Here is a 19,467-nt window from a genome sequence, read left to right as displayed (position 1 = left end):
TTATATTTGTGTTGAAAGATGTACCGGAGTCATCCCGACTGCTTGGTGTTGTCCTAAAAAATGTTGTGCTGCAACATTTTGAAATGTTTCAAAATCTTGATACCCCAAAACTATATTATCAATGTTCTTTGTTTCAAAAACCCTTATAGAATAAGGATTACCAAATACATAAAGCAATACATTTTTGGTTTTACCTATTTCAGAAAGTATGTTTTTTATTGATGAGGTAATACCAAATTGATTAATAGGTTTTATTTCTGGCGGAAATAAGGCTATTAGCACGTTATTGGTATGAGGTATTGATGAGGCACTTTGATCATAGGGGATCGTCAGAAATTGTTTGTTTTTTTTAATTTCCTCTAGAAATATGCAGGTTTCAGCATTTCCAATCATTATGGCTTCAAAAGGTTCTCTCATAAATTTTTTAAAACCTTCTAAGTTTAATTTGTAATGAGTCAGTGCACCTTTAGCAATATTTTGGTTAAGGGATGTGGTCTTGTCAAAGGTATACGTCGGGGTTGTCGATGGTTGTGTATTCGTTACTATATTTTGTTTTAGATGTTGGATTCTCAGTAAGCTTTCTTCAATTTGATGATCGGTCGCGTTTTTTTCGATCATGGCTATTCCTTCTTCTACATGTTCTGCAAAGCATAATATATCATTACCGGCATCAAAAGCTCGCCATTCTAGTTCTCCTTTTTTGGGATACAGTTTAGAGACACTATGCATATTTAATGCATCAGAAATTACAACACCATCAAAACCTAGTTCATTTCTCAGTAGATCTTTGATAACTTCTCTTGATAATGTGGCAGATATATGTTTTCCTTTAGTTAATGCGGGTACTGCCAAATGTCCTATTAGAATACTATCGATGCCTTCTACTATTGCTTTTCTAAAGGGGTATAATTCCTGATCTAATAATTCTTGTTTAGACTTGGTTAGTACAGGAAGCCCTAAGTGAGAATCTACTTCGGTATCTCCGTGACCCGGAAAATGTTTAAAACACCCTAGAATACCAGAAGCTTTTAACCCTTTGTAATATGTCAAAGATTTCTGGGTAATATGCTCTTTATCTTCGCCAAAAGAGCGGTATCCGATTACAGGATTATTAGGGTTTGTATTTATATCTGCAACTGGAGCCAAATTGAGATGGATCCCTATAGTTGCGAGGTCGTTCCCGGTTTGTTTTCCGACTTCAAAAATGAGTTGCGATTCGGTTTCGGGTACTGCACCTAATGTTATGGGGTATGGGTATTGAGGAGTGTTTTCTACCCGCATGGCAAGTCCCCATTCTGCATCAATACTTATCAGCAATGGGGTCGGTGCGATATCTTGATAATGTCGTATGAGTTCTGATAATCGTTTTGCGCTATGCTTATTATGTTCTATTTTTTTCTTTCCCTCAAAATTTGTAGCTGTACTTGCTCGACTATGAAAAAATGTAAGTCCACCAATTGAATGATTTTTTATAAGTAATTCTAGTTTTTTTATTTCGGTATCACTGTCGTTAATAAATGCTGCCGGAGAGAAAAACTGACCTATTTTTTCGGTTTTAGAAAGATCTAATAGATTCATGGTATTGCTATGAGAATTTTGTCCCATCATTCTTCTTTACTTTTATCTTTTTTGCCATAATCATCAGGATATTGCAGATATCTACTAAGAATAATAGCGGGAATTGCGGCAATTGCTACCCAGATAAAAAAACCAGTATATCCTATCTCCTCTTGAATAAAACCGCTGATCATACCTGGTAACATCATCCCTAAGGCCATGAATCCAGTAGCTATTGCATAATGAGATGTTTTAGATATTCCTTCGGCCACATAAATTAGAAACATTAGAAAAGCCGCAAATCCAAACCCATACCCAAATTGTTCAATAATTACAACGATCGTAGCAAACGTAATAGAGGTAGGTTGCCAGAAAGCGAGCAAGATATAGAATAGATTAGGAAGGTTGAGTGCCAGAATCATTGGGAGCATCCATTTTTTTAATCCCTGAACAGAAATAGCAATTCCTCCCAAAATGCCTCCTATGGTTAACGCAATAACTCCAAAAGTACCATAAATTGTACCTACTTGAGTTGTAGATAATGCTAGCCCTCCGGTTTCTGGAGTATCCAGTAAAAAGGGAGCAGCCATTTTTACCAATTGGGATTCGCCTAGACGATAGAGTAAAATAAAGGCGATTATCAGACCTATTTGTTTTTTCTGAAAAAAGGTAGCAAATACTTCAAAAAAACGAATAGATTTTGATGGGGTATGTGTCCGTTCTTCTACTTTTGGTGTTACAAGCAAGTTGATCGCAGTCAGCGTAATCATTAATAAAGCTGTACATATCATTGTTAGTGACCAAGCCTTTTGGTTGTCTCCATAGTATGTTTCTAGAAAACCTGCAAGTACAACAATTAGTCCTTGCCCAGTAATCATTGCCAAGCGATAAAATGTACTTCGAACTCCTAAGAAAAAGGACTGTTTCTTTTCTGACAGCGCAATTAAGTAATGTCCATCAGAGGCAATATCATTTGTAGCAGAGGCAAAGGCAGCAATCCAGAAACAGGCTAGACTTACTATAAAAAAATTGTTGGTAGGAATAGAAAAGCCCACTCCCAAAAACACAATCCCAATAAGAAGTTGCATGTACAAGAACCATTTGCGTTTTGTTCCTTTGATATCGACTATGGGGCTCCACAAAGGTTTTATTACCCAAGGTAAATATAGCCAACTTGTATACAGCCCAATATCAGCGTTACTAACACCTAATTTTTTGTACATAATAACAGAAAGGGTGATAATAATTACGTAGGGCAACCCTTCTGTAAAATACAGGGTAGGTACCCACGCCCATGCGTTTTTGTCGGTATTTGGTTTTGTCATGTATTATTCTTTAGGAGAAAAGGTTGGTGTACTACTTATTCGTTTTTTTTATAGCCGCTACTTCTTCTGTAGTAACCATCTTTTTTTGTGTATTTCCCCAAGAGTTCATAATATAATTCATGATATCTGCAATCTCTTCGTCTTCGAGACCTAAGGGAGTCATTGTATTGTTGTAGGTTTCTCCGTTTACTTTTATGGGGCCTTTAATCCCGAATTTGATAGCGTGTATAGTTTCTTCTTTTTTGTTGGTCAGCCAATCAGACCCTGCCAATGGCGGAAATACTTTTGGAGTTCCTTTTCCGTTGGTCATATGGCATTGCATACAGAAATCGGTATAGAGTTCAGCTCCTCTTGAGATACTTTTTGATAATGTCGTTTCCTGAGGTTTCTTGATCGTACAAATTGTATAGCGCTGTTTTGATTTTTTATGCTGTGCCAGTACAGTAATCGTAACGATAAGAAGTAATGCTACAGGGAGTACAATTTTTCTAGAGGGTGTTCTCATTTGGTTTTTGGGATTATTTTTACAATTCCAATATTTTCTATAGCTACATATATGAAGCCATCTGGCCCTTGCCTTACATTACGCACACGTCCCATGCCATCTACTATCTTTTGTCTTCGGGTTACTTGGTTATCGGTCAATTCTAATAATTCAAGGTATTGAAATTTTAGAGAGCCTACCAATAGATCATTTTTCCAATCTGGGTAAAGATCACTGGTTACAAAATCCATTCCGCTAGGTGCAATAGAAGGGACCCAATAATATACGGGTTGTTGCATTCCTTTTTTGTGGGTGATATCGGTAATGGATGTTCCACTGTAATTTATACCATAGGTTATGACTGGCCAGCCATAATTTGCTCCTTTTTTGATGGCATTAATCTCATCACCACCTTTTGGTCCGTGTTCATGCACCCAAATGGTTCCGTCAGGGTGTATTGCCATTCCTTGCGGATTGCGATGGCCATAAGAAAAAATTCCTTTTTTTGCTCCATTTTTTGATACAAAAGGATTATCGTCGGGAATACTACCATCATCATTAAGACGGTATATTTTACCACCATCTTTATTTATGTTCTGCGGGTTCACATCTCTATCTCCTCGATCACCAATCGAAAAATAAAGGTATCCCTCATTATCAAACTCTATTCGCGATCCAAAATGATGACCACGTGTTGAATTAGGTACGCCCTTATACAGTTCCTCTATTTGGGTAAGTGCATTACCCTTTAGTTTTGCTCTAATTAAGGCTGTGTTGCCTCCTTTTTCTTCACCTTCTTGAGAGGAATAGGTAATGTATAACCAGCCGTTCTCTTTGTAGTTTGGATGCACTTCGATATCTAACAATCCTCCTTGATACCGATTGTATACCTCGGGGGTGTTACCAATGGTTGTTTTATTTCCGTTTTTAAAATGGATCAACGTTCCACTTTTTTCGGTAATAAGCATACTTCCGTCTGGTAACCAGGTCATTCCCCATGGGATTTGTAAGTCAGGAACTACTACTTCTGTGGTATAGTTTTTAGGATCTTCTTCGATCGCAATATCATTAATTTTTTCTTGTGCACAGGATACCATGGTAAGAAAAGAAAAAGTGATTGTAAAAATAAAATGTTTCATCGGATAGCCTTTGTTTTCGAAAAATACAAAGAAATGTGCACAAACAAAATAAATTATGATGTTGCTTTAGAGTATACCAGTTTTCTTTACTGTATAGGTATTGAAATAACAATCTCGATTACCCCATATTTTATACAATTCTATCATATAATAATGGAATAAAAAGCTATAGCTATTAAATTTTGGGAACTAATACAGATTTTGAACTTTATATAAAAAGTTTGATTGATTATAACCTAAAAGAAGGAATCGATTCTGATTCGGAAAAAGAATACGAAGAATCTATAATTGAAGAAATAGTAAAATGCTCTGATATAAATGATGGGTTGATTATTAACTTAACTCTACTTCTTTAACTTTTCATACAAAAGGAATAACTTTAGCTGTACTAGTATATATTATAGTACATTATATATGTATCCCGATGCTCCTTTTAGAGCTACGTTTTTATATCAGTACATCCATTTTTTGATAGCCTCTCCATAAAATATCCATAGAATTGTGGATGCAATACACTGATTTCTTAGGATTGTTATAAAGGCTTATTTCATAGACATTTGTACTATTATTAATTTTCAAAAACAGTATATTATGAAAAACCAAAATCAATTCCCGGTAACCGATGAATTAAATGAGTTACTAATGCAAAACAAATCTATGACAGATACAGACAAAGACACACCAAAACCAGATGGACAAGGAACCCCAAGTGGTTCAGATGACGATAAAGATGAAGATGAAAAACCATATAAAGAGTAGGGGAATACCTTTGTTAAACGCAAAAGGCTTTCTTTATCTTTGGTGGTTAAAGAAAGCCTTCTACCCCAATCTTTCTTATGTCTTTAATCCTAACTCTGAAATGAAAAAAAAATCAATTTATTTACTGTTGATTTGTTATATATTCTATAGTGCTATTGCGCTTGGTCAGTCTCCTTATCAAGTTGATAGTATAAATTCTATTTTATCTGGGCAAAATGGTGCGGTATTGGCCAACAACTTAAATGAATTATCTTGGCAATACAGGAAAGTAAATGATTCTTTGGCTATGGTGTATGCACAAAAAGCAGAAAAAATAGCGGATTTTATACAAGATACCTTAGAGTTAGCAACGAGCTATATCCGACAAGGAACTTTACTATTAAATAATAAAAAATACAAAGAGACTGAGGTTAAGCTTAAGAAAGCACTCCAATTAGAACAACTGTCAGAAAATATCTCTGGTATAGCAAGAGCTAAAAACCAATTAGGTAAATTGTACAAGAAAAAAGGAGATTATGAGAAAGCACTACAGTACTATCAAGAGGCTTTAGACATCCATAAAACAAATGGAAATCAGGAGAAACTAGCTAGAGTATATAACAATATGGCAAGCCTATATGAAACTATGGATATGGCCAGACAAGCCATAAACTATTATCATAAAAGTATTGATGTGCGTGAAAACCTTGGTGATATACATCAACTTCTTAATTCCTATTATAATTTGGGGAATTTTTATAACCAATTAGGGATGTATCAAAATGCTTTAATGATGCTAGAGAAGAGTAAAAAATTATGTCATCAAAAAAAAGATGTTGTAAAACTTTCTTCGGTTTTTTTAGACATAGGATTTGCTTATCAATATCTACAACAAATAGATTCTGCCCGGGTATATTATGAAAAAAGTAGAGTCTTACACGAAAAATTAAATCTAAAAGGAAAATACAATGTTTATAATAGCTTAGGATTGGTATACTCAGAACAAGGAAATTTTGAAACAGCCAAAAACCTTTTTGACAAAAGTATCAACGCGGCTTTAAAAAGCAATGAACAAGAAAAACTTCTCCGTCCTTATTTTAATCTAGGGAATCTTTTTAGAAAAATGGACCAATCCCAAAAAGCATTAGCATATCATCAAAAAGCTCTTGCTTTATCTCGCCAATTTAAGGACAACCAGATGCGATTGAAAATTCTCATAAGTATAGCAGAAGTTTATGAACAACTGGGGAACTATAAAGAAGCTTCTTTGTATAACGAATCCCATATCGTATTAAGAGATAGCATGGATATACAAACACTTTCTATTGTAGATCTAGAAATTTCTAGAGAAAAAAGAAAAACATTAGAGTATCAAAATCAACTGATTAAAAACAAAAGTGAACAAAAAAATTTAATTATTATAGGTTTAATATCTGGTTGTATCTTATTATCAATATTATTTTTTATGTTTTTCCGAACTTATCGTCTCAAAAAAAGAAATGAAATTGTTCTACAAAACGAAAAGATTAACCAGTCCAAAATTGAGGAATTGCTAAAAAATCAGGAGCTCAAATCGATTCATGCGATGATCAATGGACAAGAAAAGGAAAGAAAACGTATTGCTCAGGATTTACATGACCGACTGGGTAGTATGCTTTCTGTAGTAAAAATTCATTATAAATCTGTAGAAGAAGATCTCGAAAAACTCAAAACAGATTCGAAATCCCAATATGAAAAAGCAAATCAACTATTAGACGAGGCATGCGTAGCAGTTCGAGAAATTTCGCATGATATGGTATCGGGAGTACTAACCAAATTTGGGCTTATCCCAGCATTGCAAGAACTAACAACCAATGTAGAGAATGCCTCTCAACTAAAAATAGAACTTATTAGTTTTGGTTTTGATCATCGGGTAAACAATGAGATCGAAATCAATATCTACAGAATCCTGCAGGAACTTATCGGTAATATTCTTAAACACGCCAGAGCAGAAGAAATTAGTATTCAGCTGCTTAAAAAAGAAGATTCGATTGCCATTACTGTAATTGATGATGGGATTGGCTTTGACCCCGATTATATCCAAAATTTTTCGGGGATGGGTATCAAAGGAATTCGCTCCAGGATTGAGAATATGAAAGGAAATTTGGACTTCGACTCTGGTAAAGGTAATGGTACCACAGTTACAATGTATATCCCGATTAATCGAGAAACGAAACACTATGACACTCTCTAAAAATATTCATGTATTGATAGTTGATGATCATCAAATTGTAATTGATGGCATACGAGCTTTGCTCAAAGGAAACCCACAGGTACATATTGCCGGAGAAGCTTTGCATGGACAAGACGCACTAAAAGTTTTAGTCTCTAAACCTGTAGATATTATTATTCTTGATATCAAAATGCCAATAATGGATGGTGTTGAACTTACTAGAATCGTCAAAGAAAAATACCCTACAATCAAAGTACTTATTCTCACGATGTATGACACCCCAGAATTTGTAAGACAAGCTATAGAGATTGATGCAGATGGCTATATTCTCAAAAACCGAGGAGCAGAAGAACTTGATGCTGCGCTAGAGGCATTAACAAATGATAAAGAATATTTTGGAGATGAAGCCAATAAAACCCTAAGAGCAGGAGTACGAAAAAGGCAAAACATGCAATATCAAGAAATTCCTATAACCAAAAGAGAGCTAGAAGTACTTCGATTAATCGCAGAGGGGAAAACAACTCCACAAATCGCAGATCAACTTTGTATTGCAAACAGTACTGTAGAAACCCACAAACGCAATTTGATTGAAAAGACCGGGGTAGAAAATGCAACAAAAGGGCTTATGAAGTTTGCGATCAAAAACGGATATGTATAATCTTGAAAATGATGTTAGCTCTAGAAAGTTTTCCAACTTTATTAAAAAAAAAGGTCAATCAGAATATAAATTACTTGATCAATAAGTAGTTTTCGTTTTGCTAGCTATACACACGTTATAAAATAGAAAACGTAATTACATGAAGTTAGAAGACTTTCCTCATATATGAATCATATAACTTAGTTACTCTAAACGTAGATGATAATCCTTATTTCTTGACTAATCATACAATCAACCTAGCTGATAATTAATGCCATTTTGTTAAGCAACCAACCTATTACATTAGATTAATAAATAAGATTTATTCAATAAGATATGTCATAAATTTTTATTGAAATGAAAATGTATAATTTCTGAACAGAACTATGTGCCGACATTATAACAATCCCTCTATAATTAATCGAATAACTGTTGCCAAAAACAAATCTCCCCAATTTTGAGGATAAAATCCCCACAATACTAAGGTTTTATAAACAATTATATCTCCTCAACTTTGTGAATAGTATTAGTTAATGTGTTTATAAACAAAACTTTAATCCAAAGGAACTGAGGTTGGTTTTATCATAGAAATGAGAGAATTCATTCTCTTTTTTAGTTCCTAAAAACAATTAAAATTCGTACCAATGAGAAGAGCATTAATCGTAGGCATTAATCATTATCGTAGCGCTCCGCTAAAAGGTTGTATCAATGATGCAAAAAAAATGCAAGAAGTTCTAGCAACCCATGTTGATCAATCTCCCAACTTTGATTGTAAACTGCTAATAAGCAAAGAAGACGGAGCATCCCCTATTACCACAGGAAAGTTAAAAAAGACCATTTTTGAATTATTTAGTCACGAGGCAGAAATTGCGATACTTTATTTTTCTGGGCATGGAGCCAGCAATGCAGTTGGGAGTTATTTGGTAACTCAAGATGCAACTTCATTCAATGAGGGGGTGTCCCTTCAAGAGATAATAACTATTGCCAATGCTTCTAAAACCAAAGAGGCTATCATTATTCTGGATGCATGTCATAGCGGACATATGGGTAATTATAAGGAGTTTGGAAATCGTAAGGCAGTACTTCGGGAGGGGGTTTCTATATTGACTGCTAGTAGAGATACACAGTATGCCATGGAGCGCTCTGGATCTGGTTTGTTTACCACGATACTTTACGAAGCGCTTAAAGGAGGAGCAGCTGATCTTCAGGGTAATATTACCGTTGCTGGGGTCTATTATTATACAGAACAATTATTAAACTCATGGGAGCAACGCCCCATTTTCAAAAGTCATATTGATCAAATGACACCACTGCGCTACAGCCGTCCCAAAGTCCCTTTAGCAATCCTAAGAAAATTACCCACGTACTTTGAGGAAAGGGATCAGCCACTAGGACTAAATCCTTTGTTTGAAGCTAGTCTTAAACCCAGAGATGAAGTTTATGAGGGGATTATGGCAGATCTCAGAGTATTTCACATCAATGGGTTGCTGCGCCCCGTGGGTACATCTTTTATGTACGACGCAGCACGAGATAGTAAAATGTGTAAACTTACTGCACTTGGTATGTTTTATTGGGATTTAGTCTCCAAAAAACGAATTTGAAAAATAAGGATATCTCCCTATTAACCTTTTAAAAAAAATCGAATTCATGAAAATTATCCAATATAGATATCAATTGATAAGTATTGTCGCAGGAATAGGTGTTTCGCAAACATTGTATTATTCTATAAAATCTACCAATGGATATACTGGAGCTCCTGCTATAACCAGTGCATTAAAAGACTTAGGTTTTAATATCAATATGGAATTAGGAATAAAATCATTAATCACTATTGGTATTCTGGCATTTATTATCTCTGAATACTTAATTCTCAATTATCACAAAAACAGGATTGAAGATGGTATTGCGCGAAAGAAGTTAAAAAATGTTAGGCACGTATTGGAATATATTGAAACGGCTAGTATCCCGGTACCTTTAAAAATGAAACTAAAAACAAATTTTATGACTACACAACCACTGGCACAAGAAATCTCGTTATACCTCTTTGCCAAATATGAGCCAAACGAGATTAGAGAAAAACTAAACCGCTATCGTATCAAGGTACCTGAAGATACATTGATCAAACGTTCCTTGATCACCAAGATACTGAACAAACAGAACATGGCAACCTTGCAAAATATACAACGTACCGAAAAAGTTGGAGTATCAATTATGCCACCAGAACCAGTTGTAGCATCACCAAAAAAAATCTTTATTAGCCATTCTAATAAAGATTTGGTATATGTTCAAGAAGTAATCTTAATTCTAGAGACTATTGGAATCAAGAGTGAGCATATATTTTGTAGTTCCTATGAAGGATATGGAAACCCTTTGGGTTCTGATTATTTAAGCCGATTAAAGCAGGAACTACAAGGTAACACTTTGGTATTGTTTATATTGTCTCAAAACTTTTTTGGGAGCAAAATGGGACTGTGTGAAATGGGGGCTACCTGGATTCTTACGCAGGATCAAATACCACTCTATATTCCTCCATTTAGGCCAGATGATGTAAAAGGTGTCTTTCCTACTATTGAAGGAATGTTTATCAATAAAAAGGAAAGATTTATTCAATTACGAGAACGACTAGAAAAAGAATTTAGCATCGAAAAAAAAGTTACACTCCTTAAATGGAATAGGCAAATAGAAAGTTCCTTGAAAAATATAAATCTTGCTATTGCTAATAACCTATCAGACCACACTTCAGAAAAAAAGACATCATGATACTAAAATACAGTTCATTATTATGTGTTTGTATGCTTTTTATTGGGGTGTTTCCATTACCGATAGAGTACTATACTCTGCTCAGAATTATGGTTACACTAGGTGCAATTCTGGCAAGCATTACATATAGTTCACAAAAAGAATATCTATGGCTGGCAGTATTTTTAATCATAGGAATACTATTCAACCCTTTTTTTCCCGTATACATGTATCAAAAATTAGATTGGATCTGGATTGATTTACTGGTAGCATTACTTTTTTTGATTGATTTTTTTCCAAAAAAGGGCAAAAAGGAAACATTAGATTCCAAGATTACCACCAAAGTCTACGACAGGGATAAAATATACTAATCTTTTTATCTATAAAAATACTTCAAACGTCTAACCGTAAAACAATATTTATGAAAATATTCAATAAACTCTTTCCTAGTGAACGAGAAATAATCCCTTCAGAAAATAGAACAGACACTATTACCATAGAAAAAGAGAATCAGCTTACGTTAGCCTATACAGATTCTAAAAGTTGTGAAGGCAGAATACAAAACCTAAAATCTTCTCTAGAAGCACTTTATGAAAAATATTTCACTCATGTGAAAAATGATGGTTATGAACAAGATAAGTTAAAACAACCTTATCAAACGGAACAAGAAACACTAAAAGAGAAAATTACGCAAAAGGATGAAGCAATTCATGCAACGCAAAAGAAAATAGAAAATACCCAATTAGAACTCCAAGAGTTACATCAAAAAGGAATAAGTACGATAGACAAATCAATGATTTGGGAAGAAACCAATTCGCAATCCAATATCAAATTATGGATTGGGATGTTTTTTTTAATTCCGTTAAGCTTTTATATTTTTATTTTCTATATATCCACTTCTTATTCTGCTTTTTTTAAAGTTTTTGATCCGCAGATTAGTCTTTTTAACAGTGTTTTTGAGGCAAATGCATTAAGTAAAGCTATGGATGATGGTCCACTCGAAGCGGGATTCGTTTTTTTGATTCCATTTGTTTTCTTTTCGCTTGGTTACTTGATCCATATGTTCTGGAGTCAAAAAAGAACACTGAGCTATATCAAAGTTATTGGATTATTGGTTCTTACTTTTTCCTTTGATGCTATTCTGGCCTACCTTATTGATAAAAAAGAATACGATTTTAATAAAACACCTTTATCACCAGAGTTCACAATTATGCACGCCATACAAGATCCTACATTTTGGCTGATCATCTTTGCTGGTTTTGTATCCTATTTGGTTTGGGGACTTGTTTTTGATATGGTGATGATCGAAAATTCAAAACGAGATATATTACAATTTTTTAGGAAAAACCTTAAGGAAAAAATTAAGCAGAAAAAGAAAGAAGTAGCGGCTATCAAAATTCAGCTAGAAGATCATGAGAAGGAAAAATCAGAATTTGATATTCGTGTCAAAGAGCTACAAGCTATTATAGAAGGATTTATTCTTCCTATTCAAAACTATAAAATGTTTTCTTCTTCTTATCTCAAAGGATGGCAAAAATATATTGCCGCAGAGTTACCGTTAGGGCAGGATGAAAAAACAAAACTATTACTCGATTGTCAAACTACTTATCAAGCTCATATTAAGGGTTTGGATTTAGAATCTGACGATTATCAAAACAAAGTTTTTACAAAAACATTATAATTCTATACTTATGAAGCCTTTAATTTTTAATACTCTTTTATACTTTATCCTGTTTACATCTTGTAAAACCGATGTTTTGACTTCTGCAACAATTCAAAACACCGAATTGCATTACGAATCGCAGCATTTCTCGCTTACAAAAAGCAATGATAGTTTGAATATTAGTATTCTATTAGATGTATCGGATAGGATAAACAAACCTTATCAAATTCAAAATGACCTTGCGCATATTCAAACAATAGCACAAATTTTTGAACATCACGTATTGAGTAAGAAAACGATACTACTCAATGATCATCTCCAACTATTTTTTGAACCTAATCCCTCACCGGAAATAGCTAATAAAGTTGCTTCACAATTAAAAGTTTCTGTTACCAGAATGACAATAGATTCGATTAAAACTATTTCAGAGAAGTATACAAGATTACCACCGATAGCATATAAAAGTGCGCAGCAAAACCCAGAAACGCAGAAAGGTGCTGATATCTGGCGTTTTTTTAAAGATAAAGTCTACGATTATTGCATAGAAAAACATCATAGAAATATATTGATTATTCTTACTGACGGATACCTATTTCACAAAGATGTGAATTATAGAAAAGGAAATAGAACCACTCGTATTAATCAGAAATTACTTAAAGCCCCCATTCTTAATAGACCAAACTGGAAAGATGAGGTAGAAAAAAACAATATGGGCATCCTTTGGGAGGGTCAATCCACTTTACAAAACCTAGAAGTCCTCATATTAGGTATCGATAAGCATAACACTACAAACCCGCATGCTGAGGATATTATCAAATATTATTGGGAACAATGGTTTAGAGAAATGGGGATTCAAAAATTCAAAATAAAAAGCTCTGATACTCCAGTTCATCTAGAAAAAGTGATATACGATTTTATACACAACGCCTAGATAATCACTAACAATAATATCGTACCGTTATGAAAGCTTTTTTATCCTATTGGTTATCTGATGATGACAATCCAAAAAAATATCTATTTGAGCTTTTTCTAGTCGGTATTGTTTTGATATCATTACTATTATTGTTTTTAGACAATATCCTAGACCCCTTGCCAAACTGGCTTGATATTTTGGATAATAGTATCGTTGTTATTTTTGTACTAGAATATTTGGCCAGATTTTATTTGTGTAGTGATTTTCGCTACGAGTGCAAAACAAGTGGATTATGGTTCGCTTTGCACCAAAAACTAAAATGGATGTGCCGGTGGTCTTCTATCATTGATTTTCTGGCTATAATTCCAGAAATCCAATATTTTAAAGTGATTAGAACGTTCAAGTATTTAAGGGTTATACGTGTCATTCGAGTTTTTAAAGCATTTAGTACCATAAGAGATATTCATAAATTACTGATCATTCTGCGAGGAATGCGAGAAGAGAATCGTGTTTTTTATGTCTTTTTTGGTGTTACCACTGGCTTATTATTACTTACAGCATTAGGGTTATACCTATCAGAACATACCACAGGAAATATAACTTTTGCTTCCTATACCGATAGTTTAGTCTATGCATTAAAGACAGTAGAACTACTAGATGATACCCCAACAACAGTATTTGGCAAACTACTCTCTGGCATACTCTTACTTTTTAATATTGCCGTATTTGGCTTTTTTGTTTCAATCATTTCAAATAAAATTAAACTTATTATGGATATTATTACCTCAGGAAAAATTCAAAAACTTAATCTGATTAATCATACGATCATTTGTGGATATACCAAGTCTTCACAAAATGTTATTGATGACTTATTGCAAAACAAACAAAATCACAATCAAATTGTGCTAATCACGACCAAAGCAGTAAAAGATATTTCTGGATTGATCTATATGAATGCTGATTATACGGCAAGTCAAAACCTAGAAAAAGTGAATGTAAAAAAGGCACAACAAGTTATTGTTTTTGCAGAAGCCAAACCTACAGATACTACTCGCGATACAGATTTAAGAACAGTAATGACTATATTCCAAATCGAAAAAATGGCACCTCAAGTTCATACTATTGCAGAAATTAATGATTCAGAGAATGCAGAAATTATTAAAGACAAAATTAACGGTGATGAAATTATTTATAAGGAATTGATTGATGCTAGAATTATTAGTAATTGTATCAAAACTCCTCATATATCATCTTTGTTTTATGCTCTTTTTGACCATCAGGAAACTCACTTAAAAAGTACTTCTCTGTCCAGATTTAATATCGATCAACCTACAGATATAAAAACCTTAAAGAAACTATTTATAGATATTGATAAAACTTTTTTGGGCATAATAGATGCTCAAAATAAAGCATATCTGTCTCCCAGAAATACAGTTGTTGTTGATTCTGATTATCGTTTAATTTATATATAAATTAGATATTTTCTTCTTAGGTTTTTAACATATAAGATGTGGGGATTGATCTAAAAAAGTTTTTGGTCTATATCATCAAAAAACAAAAAAGATCATTCAGAAAATCATTGGCTCCCCGAACTTTTGTCAACAATTTTTTTGTTGACTTTTTTGTTTTTTGACAAATCATTTTACCCTAGCATAGAGATAAAAAATTGTATAGAAAGATTCGTTTAAAAATCCCCAATATTGTGGAGTAAATATCCAGAATTTTACCCATTGTGCTGTAGTATGATATATCCGAATTTTGTATTAAATCTTAGTTATTAATTTAATTCTAAACACCATGGGTAATCCAAAATTTAAAATCGAAGATAGTCGTAATCTTCAGTACTATTTTAATCTATATGCTGCTAATGGTCAAGTAATTTTGACCAGTGAGATGTATACAACAAAGCAAGCATGTAAAAACGGAATAAATTCTGTGAAAATTAATGCAGAATTTGATTCTCGTTATGAACGAAAGCGATCCAAAGATGAACAATATTATTTTGTGCTAAAAGCAGGTAACGGAGAGCCTATAGGAAAAAGTGAGTTGTATACAACTCAACATAATTGCGAAAACGGGATTGCATCTGTAAAGAAAAATGCTCCAATAGCCAAAGTTGTAGATACTACGGGGATTGTGTCATAATTGAAGTCTTTGCCCTTTTATGTATTAAACCATTGGGTCACTTCAATTAGATTAATATTTTAATTAGGTGACTCGATTTGGTTTAGCAGATATATGATGATCATTAGAATACAGGGCTTCATTTTATACAATTTTCTCCCAATTCAATACAAACAGTATACCTTAACAATAATACAACCATGTCATTTAAATTTTACAAAAGAATCAAACTAAGTAAAGGGTTAGGCATTAATATTAGTAAATCTGGTATATCTACCAGCTACAGAAATAAATTTGGCTCTATTGGATCCAAGGGGTACTCTCTTAAAACCGGAATTCCTGGATTATCCTACAGGAAGTCTTTTGCCAAAAGAAAAGGTTGCTTGTTATGGGTACTCATCCTTATTGGGATTGAAATAAGTGTAATTGTCGTTATCTCATAACTTAATCAACTTAAAACCTTATGAAAAACAAATACAATATTATACTTTTTATCACACTAGTATCTTTTCAGAATTCTTGTACATCTTTTGACGATGTTATTTCTAATGATCCGTCATGCATTGATACCAATTGTTCTGATTATGGTTCTCAGCAAGCTGCCCAAGCCGCATTTGATGCTGACCCCGATTGTCACAATGATTTAGATCGTGATAATGATGGCATTGCATGTGAACAAAATTATTATGAAACGAACACAAGTAATTGCCCAACAACTGCAAATTGCGGTTGCTCTAACAAGAACAAAGATGTATGTATTAGGGACTCTTGCTGTCAATGGATTGTAGGAGATGGTTGTAGATGTAAATAATAATTTAAGATATAAATTATTACCAGTAAACTTATTTCTTATGAGGTATTGTCTTTCTAAGTTTTGTAATAAAGTTTTAATTCTCTTTGCGGATTACCGTAAAGGATTGTTAAAAAGTGTAATTATTTTAGTTGAGTTGAAAACGTTAACAGTAATAGGGGTAACTATATATTGTTGTTGGCACCAATTAGAGAAACACCTGAGACAAAAACAAAAATATGGGAATAATTAAAAAATTAGACATAAGACCTGAAAGTGTTGAATCTATATATCAATACTACAGAAACAAAACACTTTTAGTTAATAGAAAATATCAACGTAAACTAGTTTGGACTGTAGAAGAAAAAGAAAAATTTATTGATAGTATTTATAAAGGCTTACCAATTCCTTTAATTTTAGTTGCATTAACAAAATACAAGGCAAGTGATGTTTATGAAATTATTGATGGAATGCAGCGCTTAAATGCAGTTGTGTCTTTTATCGAAAATGAGGTACACCTTGAAGGTAAATTTTTTAATTTGGAAACTTTAGCTATAACAAAGAATTTAAAAGATACTGGCAAATTAAAGCAAAGAGAGCCAAAAATGTCTATTGAAAATTGTTTGGAAATAACATCATACCAACTTCCTTTTTCAATATCTAAATATGATGACGAAACTGAAATTGAAGAAATATTCAGAAGAATTAATTCTTATGGAAAAACACTTTCTAGTCACGAACTTAGACAAGCTGGTTCTTATGGAATATTTCCCGAAATGGTTAGAGAACTTGCAGAAAACATAAGAAAAGACGTATCGCCTTCTAATAAAATATTATTGGGTAATATGAGAAAAATTAGTCTTAATAATAAAGGAATAAAAACAGGAATTGATTTAAGAACCATATTTTGGTACAATCAATATATATTAACCGAAAATAACCTTAGAGCATCGAGAGATGAAGAACTTATTGCTCATTTATTAATCGCCATCATTTTAGACTATGAAATAAATATTAGCTCAACATCCTTAGATAGAGCTTATGGTTTAAGCGATGATGATTATGAAAATATTGATACACACGCGTTGATTGCAAAATATGGTGGAAAAGAATTCTTAAGTTCTCAATTTGAAGCAATTTTTGTGGAAATACGAAACACTTTAGCAACTGGTAATGATAATTTTAGAGAACTACTCTTCAAAAAAAATAGTAGATATATTAATAATGCATTTCAAACCATATTTTTAGTATTCCATAAATTATTAGTTAAACAAGAACTGAAAATTGATAATTATGCTAATTTAAATAAGGAATTAAGTGGTTTAGGAGACAGGTTAATATCACCAATAGTCGACAATATTAGACACAGAGCAGAAAGAAAAAGATGTATAAATGCTATTTGTGGTGTTATTAATAAACATTTTTCTAAACGAAATGAAACAGACCCAATATTGAGTAATGGAGTCATAAAACTAGAAACATTACTTGCAGCTTCAAAAACAGAAAATACCTCGTATGATTTTAAACAAGGTATTTTCCAAATGGACAAGACAAATAAAGACATAAAGCATAAAATCATTAAAACACTTTGTTCTTTTGTTAACCTTGGTCGTAACGCTGTTGGATACATTGTCATAGGAGTTGCTGATACCTCACATATGTCGACACAATTCGAGAAATATTATAACTCTAAACCTTTGAAGGTTAATGGATTTTACATTACTGGTATTGATGATGAATCTAAAAAGCGCTATAAAAATCTTGATGAATATCGTACAAAGTTGGAACAGTTTATTAAGAATGCTGACATTCAACCTGAATACTATAAAACCCAAATATTAAAGAACATCGACTTATTTAGTTATAATGATAAATCCATTATGATTTTGAAAATTCAAACTGAAAAAGACCCTATTAAATTTGAGGGTAAATTCTATCATAGACAAGGAACATCAACGGAAGAAATTAAGGCTTCCGAAGAAAGAAATTTATGGGAATTGTTTTTAAATTAACTGGTGCCAACAACGTGTATAAAACATAGATATTACAGGATTTCCGAGAGGTTTTTACATATTTACAAAGTACGCTAAATTTTTTATTTGGTTATATTTAGAAAAGAAAATTAAACATAAAAACAAAAATTCGGCTCGTGATAAATCCGAAAAGTTATCGCTTATTTTTAGTGCTACTTTTCATATATGGAGCAGTTAGCACACACATGAAAAAAAACTATATCTTAACATTTACACTTCTGGTTTTTATTCAATTTGGATTTACCCAAAATTATGAAATTGTTAGAGAAACACAGAAATTGGTTGATAGCCGAGATATTTATCTAAATAGTGGAACTCGTGCTCAATTTGGAGGAAAATCAAGGACTTACATCAAGTTTGATTTGCCGAAAAATACTGTGCAATGGTATTATAGTTTTACCACAACAAAAGGACAAAGTGGAACATCAAATTTGAATTTAGCTGTACAATTGACTGGAATGGTTGCTGATCCAAGTGGAATTACTTCAAGTTCGCTTTCGGGGATAAACATACCTCAAGGAGTTGCAACAGTAGACTTTTATCTTCTCGACCGAACAAATTTACAGCTATTTATCAATAAAAATGGTTACAAGCATTATCCAGAAGGTATGGCAGAAAATACAAAACAAGCTGTTGTTAAAGTAGATGATATAAAAAGCGGAAGTTGGTATTTGGGTATAATAAATCCAAGTTCATTAAACGGAATTAATCTTAATGTAGAAATTGTTGCCATTACAGAAACAAAAAAGCTAATTACTAAATCTGATACTCAACAAAAAGCTGAATTATATGGTGGTTTAGGTTGGACTAATTTCGAGAACGGCGATTATGAAAAGTGTATTGAATATTGCGACAAGGCAAACGCAGAGTATAAATTAGGTTGGGTGTTCGCAAATAAAGGGTTAGCACAACTGATGACTGACAAGGAAAGTGAGGCAATGGAAACATACATTGAGGCGATTACCCTAATTAAAAAACAACCGAATCCAACTTATATTTTTGGCGAAATGATTAATGATATTGACAATGCGAAAAAGATAAAACCAGGCTTGAATGGAGCGGATGAAATTAAACAATTGATTGAAATGCAAAGTGGATAAATACATGTGCTAA

19 protein-coding genes are annotated in these 19,467 nt (G+C 33.0%); 15 read left to right on the top strand and 4 right to left on the bottom strand.

Features of this window, described 5'->3' with window-relative positions:
* Genes DZ60_RS0116795 through DZ60_RS0116780 form a run of 4 tightly spaced genes read right to left on the bottom strand, consistent with a single transcriptional unit; the run spans position 1 to position 4,505 of the window.
* A complete protein-coding gene (locus DZ60_RS0116795) occupies positions 1–1,608 on the bottom strand; it encodes a glycoside hydrolase family 3 protein (protein WP_241448754.1) in 1,608 nt (535 codons plus the stop codon).
* A complete protein-coding gene (locus DZ60_RS0116790; protein ID WP_025743189.1) occupies positions 1,605–2,882 on the bottom strand; it encodes an MFS transporter in 1,278 nt (425 codons plus the stop codon). Before DZ60_RS0116790 ends, DZ60_RS0116795 begins: the two co-directional genes overlap by 4 nt.
* Positions 2,883–2,913: 31 nt before the next feature.
* Complete coding sequence (locus DZ60_RS23290; protein ID WP_025743188.1) at positions 2,914–3,387, bottom strand: c-type cytochrome; 474 nt, start codon at positions 3,385–3,387, stop codon at positions 2,914–2,916.
* Complete coding sequence (locus DZ60_RS0116780) at positions 3,384–4,505, bottom strand: PQQ-dependent sugar dehydrogenase (protein ID WP_025743187.1); 1,122 nt, start codon at positions 4,503–4,505, stop codon at positions 3,384–3,386. The genes DZ60_RS23290 and DZ60_RS0116780 overlap by 4 nt, the downstream gene beginning before the upstream one ends.
* Positions 4,506–4,687: 182 nt before the next feature.
* Between DZ60_RS0116780 and DZ60_RS25305 the strand changes: the two genes are divergently transcribed.
* From DZ60_RS25305 to DZ60_RS0116695, 15 genes are all read left to right on the top strand, one after another.
* Complete coding sequence (locus DZ60_RS25305) at positions 4,688–4,861, top strand: hypothetical protein (protein ID WP_161634439.1); 174 nt, start codon at positions 4,688–4,690, stop codon at positions 4,859–4,861.
* 235 nt (positions 4,862–5,096) lie between these two features.
* Complete coding sequence (locus DZ60_RS25300) at positions 5,097–5,264, top strand: hypothetical protein (protein ID WP_161634438.1); 168 nt, start codon at positions 5,097–5,099, stop codon at positions 5,262–5,264.
* A 100-nt stretch (positions 5,265–5,364) separates the two neighbouring features.
* Positions 5,365–7,476, top strand: a complete 2,112-nt coding sequence (locus DZ60_RS0116765) for a tetratricopeptide repeat-containing sensor histidine kinase (RefSeq protein ID WP_161634437.1) — start codon at positions 5,365–5,367, stop codon at positions 7,474–7,476.
* Positions 7,463–8,113, top strand: coding sequence for a response regulator transcription factor (locus DZ60_RS0116760; protein ID WP_025743185.1), 651 nt, complete (start codon positions 7,463–7,465; stop codon positions 8,111–8,113). The genes DZ60_RS0116765 and DZ60_RS0116760 overlap by 14 nt, the downstream gene beginning before the upstream one ends.
* A 623-nt stretch (positions 8,114–8,736) precedes the next feature.
* Positions 8,737–9,693, top strand: coding sequence for a caspase family protein (locus tag DZ60_RS0116750; RefSeq protein WP_025743184.1), 957 nt, complete (start codon positions 8,737–8,739; stop codon positions 9,691–9,693).
* A gap of 46 nt (positions 9,694–9,739) precedes the next feature.
* A complete protein-coding gene (locus DZ60_RS0116745) occupies positions 9,740–10,852 on the top strand; it encodes a toll/interleukin-1 receptor domain-containing protein (RefSeq protein ID WP_025743183.1) in 1,113 nt (370 codons plus the stop codon).
* Positions 10,849–11,202 (top strand): DUF6804 family protein, encoded by a 354-nt coding sequence (locus DZ60_RS0116740; protein ID WP_025743182.1) that lies wholly within the window; start codon positions 10,849–10,851, stop codon positions 11,200–11,202. Before DZ60_RS0116745 ends, DZ60_RS0116740 begins: the two co-directional genes overlap by 4 nt.
* A 50-nt stretch (positions 11,203–11,252) precedes the next feature.
* The gene (locus DZ60_RS0116735; protein ID WP_025743181.1) at positions 11,253–12,512 is read left to right on the top strand and encodes a hypothetical protein; all 1,260 of its coding nucleotides are present in this window, start codon (positions 11,253–11,255) and stop codon (positions 12,510–12,512) included.
* Positions 12,513–12,522: 10 nt separating this feature from the next.
* On the top strand, positions 12,523–13,425 hold the full coding sequence (locus tag DZ60_RS0116730; protein WP_025743180.1) for a hypothetical protein: 903 nt from the start codon (positions 12,523–12,525) through the stop codon (positions 13,423–13,425).
* A gap of 29 nt (positions 13,426–13,454) precedes the next feature.
* Positions 13,455–14,879: an ion transporter gene (locus tag DZ60_RS0116725; protein WP_025743179.1), complete on the top strand. Its 1,425-nt coding sequence runs from the start codon at positions 13,455–13,457 to the stop codon at positions 14,877–14,879.
* A 325-nt stretch (positions 14,880–15,204) separates the two neighbouring features.
* Positions 15,205–15,552, top strand: coding sequence for a YegP family protein (locus tag DZ60_RS0116720; protein ID WP_025743178.1), 348 nt, complete (start codon positions 15,205–15,207; stop codon positions 15,550–15,552).
* A 179-nt stretch (positions 15,553–15,731) separates the two neighbouring features.
* Entirely contained in the window at positions 15,732–15,974 is a 243-nt protein-coding gene (locus tag DZ60_RS0116715) for a DUF4236 domain-containing protein (RefSeq protein WP_025743177.1), read from the top strand.
* 20 nt (positions 15,975–15,994) lie between these two features.
* The gene (locus DZ60_RS0116710) at positions 15,995–16,342 is read left to right on the top strand and encodes an excalibur calcium-binding domain-containing protein (RefSeq protein WP_025743176.1); all 348 of its coding nucleotides are present in this window, start codon (positions 15,995–15,997) and stop codon (positions 16,340–16,342) included.
* A gap of 218 nt (positions 16,343–16,560) precedes the next feature.
* Complete coding sequence (locus DZ60_RS0116700; protein ID WP_025743174.1) at positions 16,561–18,333, top strand: GmrSD restriction endonuclease domain-containing protein; 1,773 nt, start codon at positions 16,561–16,563, stop codon at positions 18,331–18,333.
* Between the two features lie 137 nt (positions 18,334–18,470).
* Positions 18,471–19,454: a tetratricopeptide repeat protein gene (locus tag DZ60_RS0116695; RefSeq protein ID WP_152537463.1), complete on the top strand. Its 984-nt coding sequence runs from the start codon at positions 18,471–18,473 to the stop codon at positions 19,452–19,454.
* The last annotated feature ends 13 nt before the right edge of the window (positions 19,455–19,467 follow it).

This window comes from Aquimarina pacifica, from assembly GCF_000520955.1.
Taxonomy (GTDB): domain Bacteria; phylum Bacteroidota; class Bacteroidia; order Flavobacteriales; family Flavobacteriaceae; genus Aquimarina; species Aquimarina pacifica.
Note: the sequence above shows the minus strand (reverse complement) of the source record. Positions and strands in the feature narration are given on the sequence as shown.

Coding starts and splice junctions, on each gene's coding strand:
- DZ60_RS0116795 (WP_241448754.1), bottom strand. CDS start 1,608: ATGATGGGACAAAATTCTCATAGCAATACCATGAATCTATTAGATCTT.
- DZ60_RS0116790 (WP_025743189.1), bottom strand. CDS start 2,882: ATGACAAAACCAAATACCGACAAAAACGCATGGGCGTGGGTACCTACC.
- DZ60_RS23290 (WP_025743188.1), bottom strand. CDS start 3,387: ATGAGAACACCCTCTAGAAAAATTGTACTCCCTGTAGCATTACTTCTT.
- DZ60_RS0116780 (WP_025743187.1), bottom strand. CDS start 4,505: ATGAAACATTTTATTTTTACAATCACTTTTTCTTTTCTTACCATGGTA.
- DZ60_RS25300 (WP_161634438.1), top strand. CDS start 5,097: ATGAAAAACCAAAATCAATTCCCGGTAACCGATGAATTAAATGAGTTA.
- DZ60_RS0116765 (WP_161634437.1), top strand. CDS start 5,365: ATGAAAAAAAAATCAATTTATTTACTGTTGATTTGTTATATATTCTAT.
- DZ60_RS0116760 (WP_025743185.1), top strand. CDS start 7,463: ATGACACTCTCTAAAAATATTCATGTATTGATAGTTGATGATCATCAA.
- DZ60_RS0116750 (WP_025743184.1), top strand. CDS start 8,737: ATGAGAAGAGCATTAATCGTAGGCATTAATCATTATCGTAGCGCTCCG.
- DZ60_RS0116745 (WP_025743183.1), top strand. CDS start 9,740: ATGAAAATTATCCAATATAGATATCAATTGATAAGTATTGTCGCAGGA.
- DZ60_RS0116740 (WP_025743182.1), top strand. CDS start 10,849: ATGATACTAAAATACAGTTCATTATTATGTGTTTGTATGCTTTTTATT.
- DZ60_RS0116735 (WP_025743181.1), top strand. CDS start 11,253: ATGAAAATATTCAATAAACTCTTTCCTAGTGAACGAGAAATAATCCCT.
- DZ60_RS0116730 (WP_025743180.1), top strand. CDS start 12,523: ATGAAGCCTTTAATTTTTAATACTCTTTTATACTTTATCCTGTTTACA.
- DZ60_RS0116725 (WP_025743179.1), top strand. CDS start 13,455: ATGAAAGCTTTTTTATCCTATTGGTTATCTGATGATGACAATCCAAAA.
- DZ60_RS0116720 (WP_025743178.1), top strand. CDS start 15,205: ATGGGTAATCCAAAATTTAAAATCGAAGATAGTCGTAATCTTCAGTAC.
- DZ60_RS0116715 (WP_025743177.1), top strand. CDS start 15,732: ATGTCATTTAAATTTTACAAAAGAATCAAACTAAGTAAAGGGTTAGGC.
- DZ60_RS0116710 (WP_025743176.1), top strand. CDS start 15,995: ATGAAAAACAAATACAATATTATACTTTTTATCACACTAGTATCTTTT.
- DZ60_RS0116700 (WP_025743174.1), top strand. CDS start 16,561: ATGGGAATAATTAAAAAATTAGACATAAGACCTGAAAGTGTTGAATCT.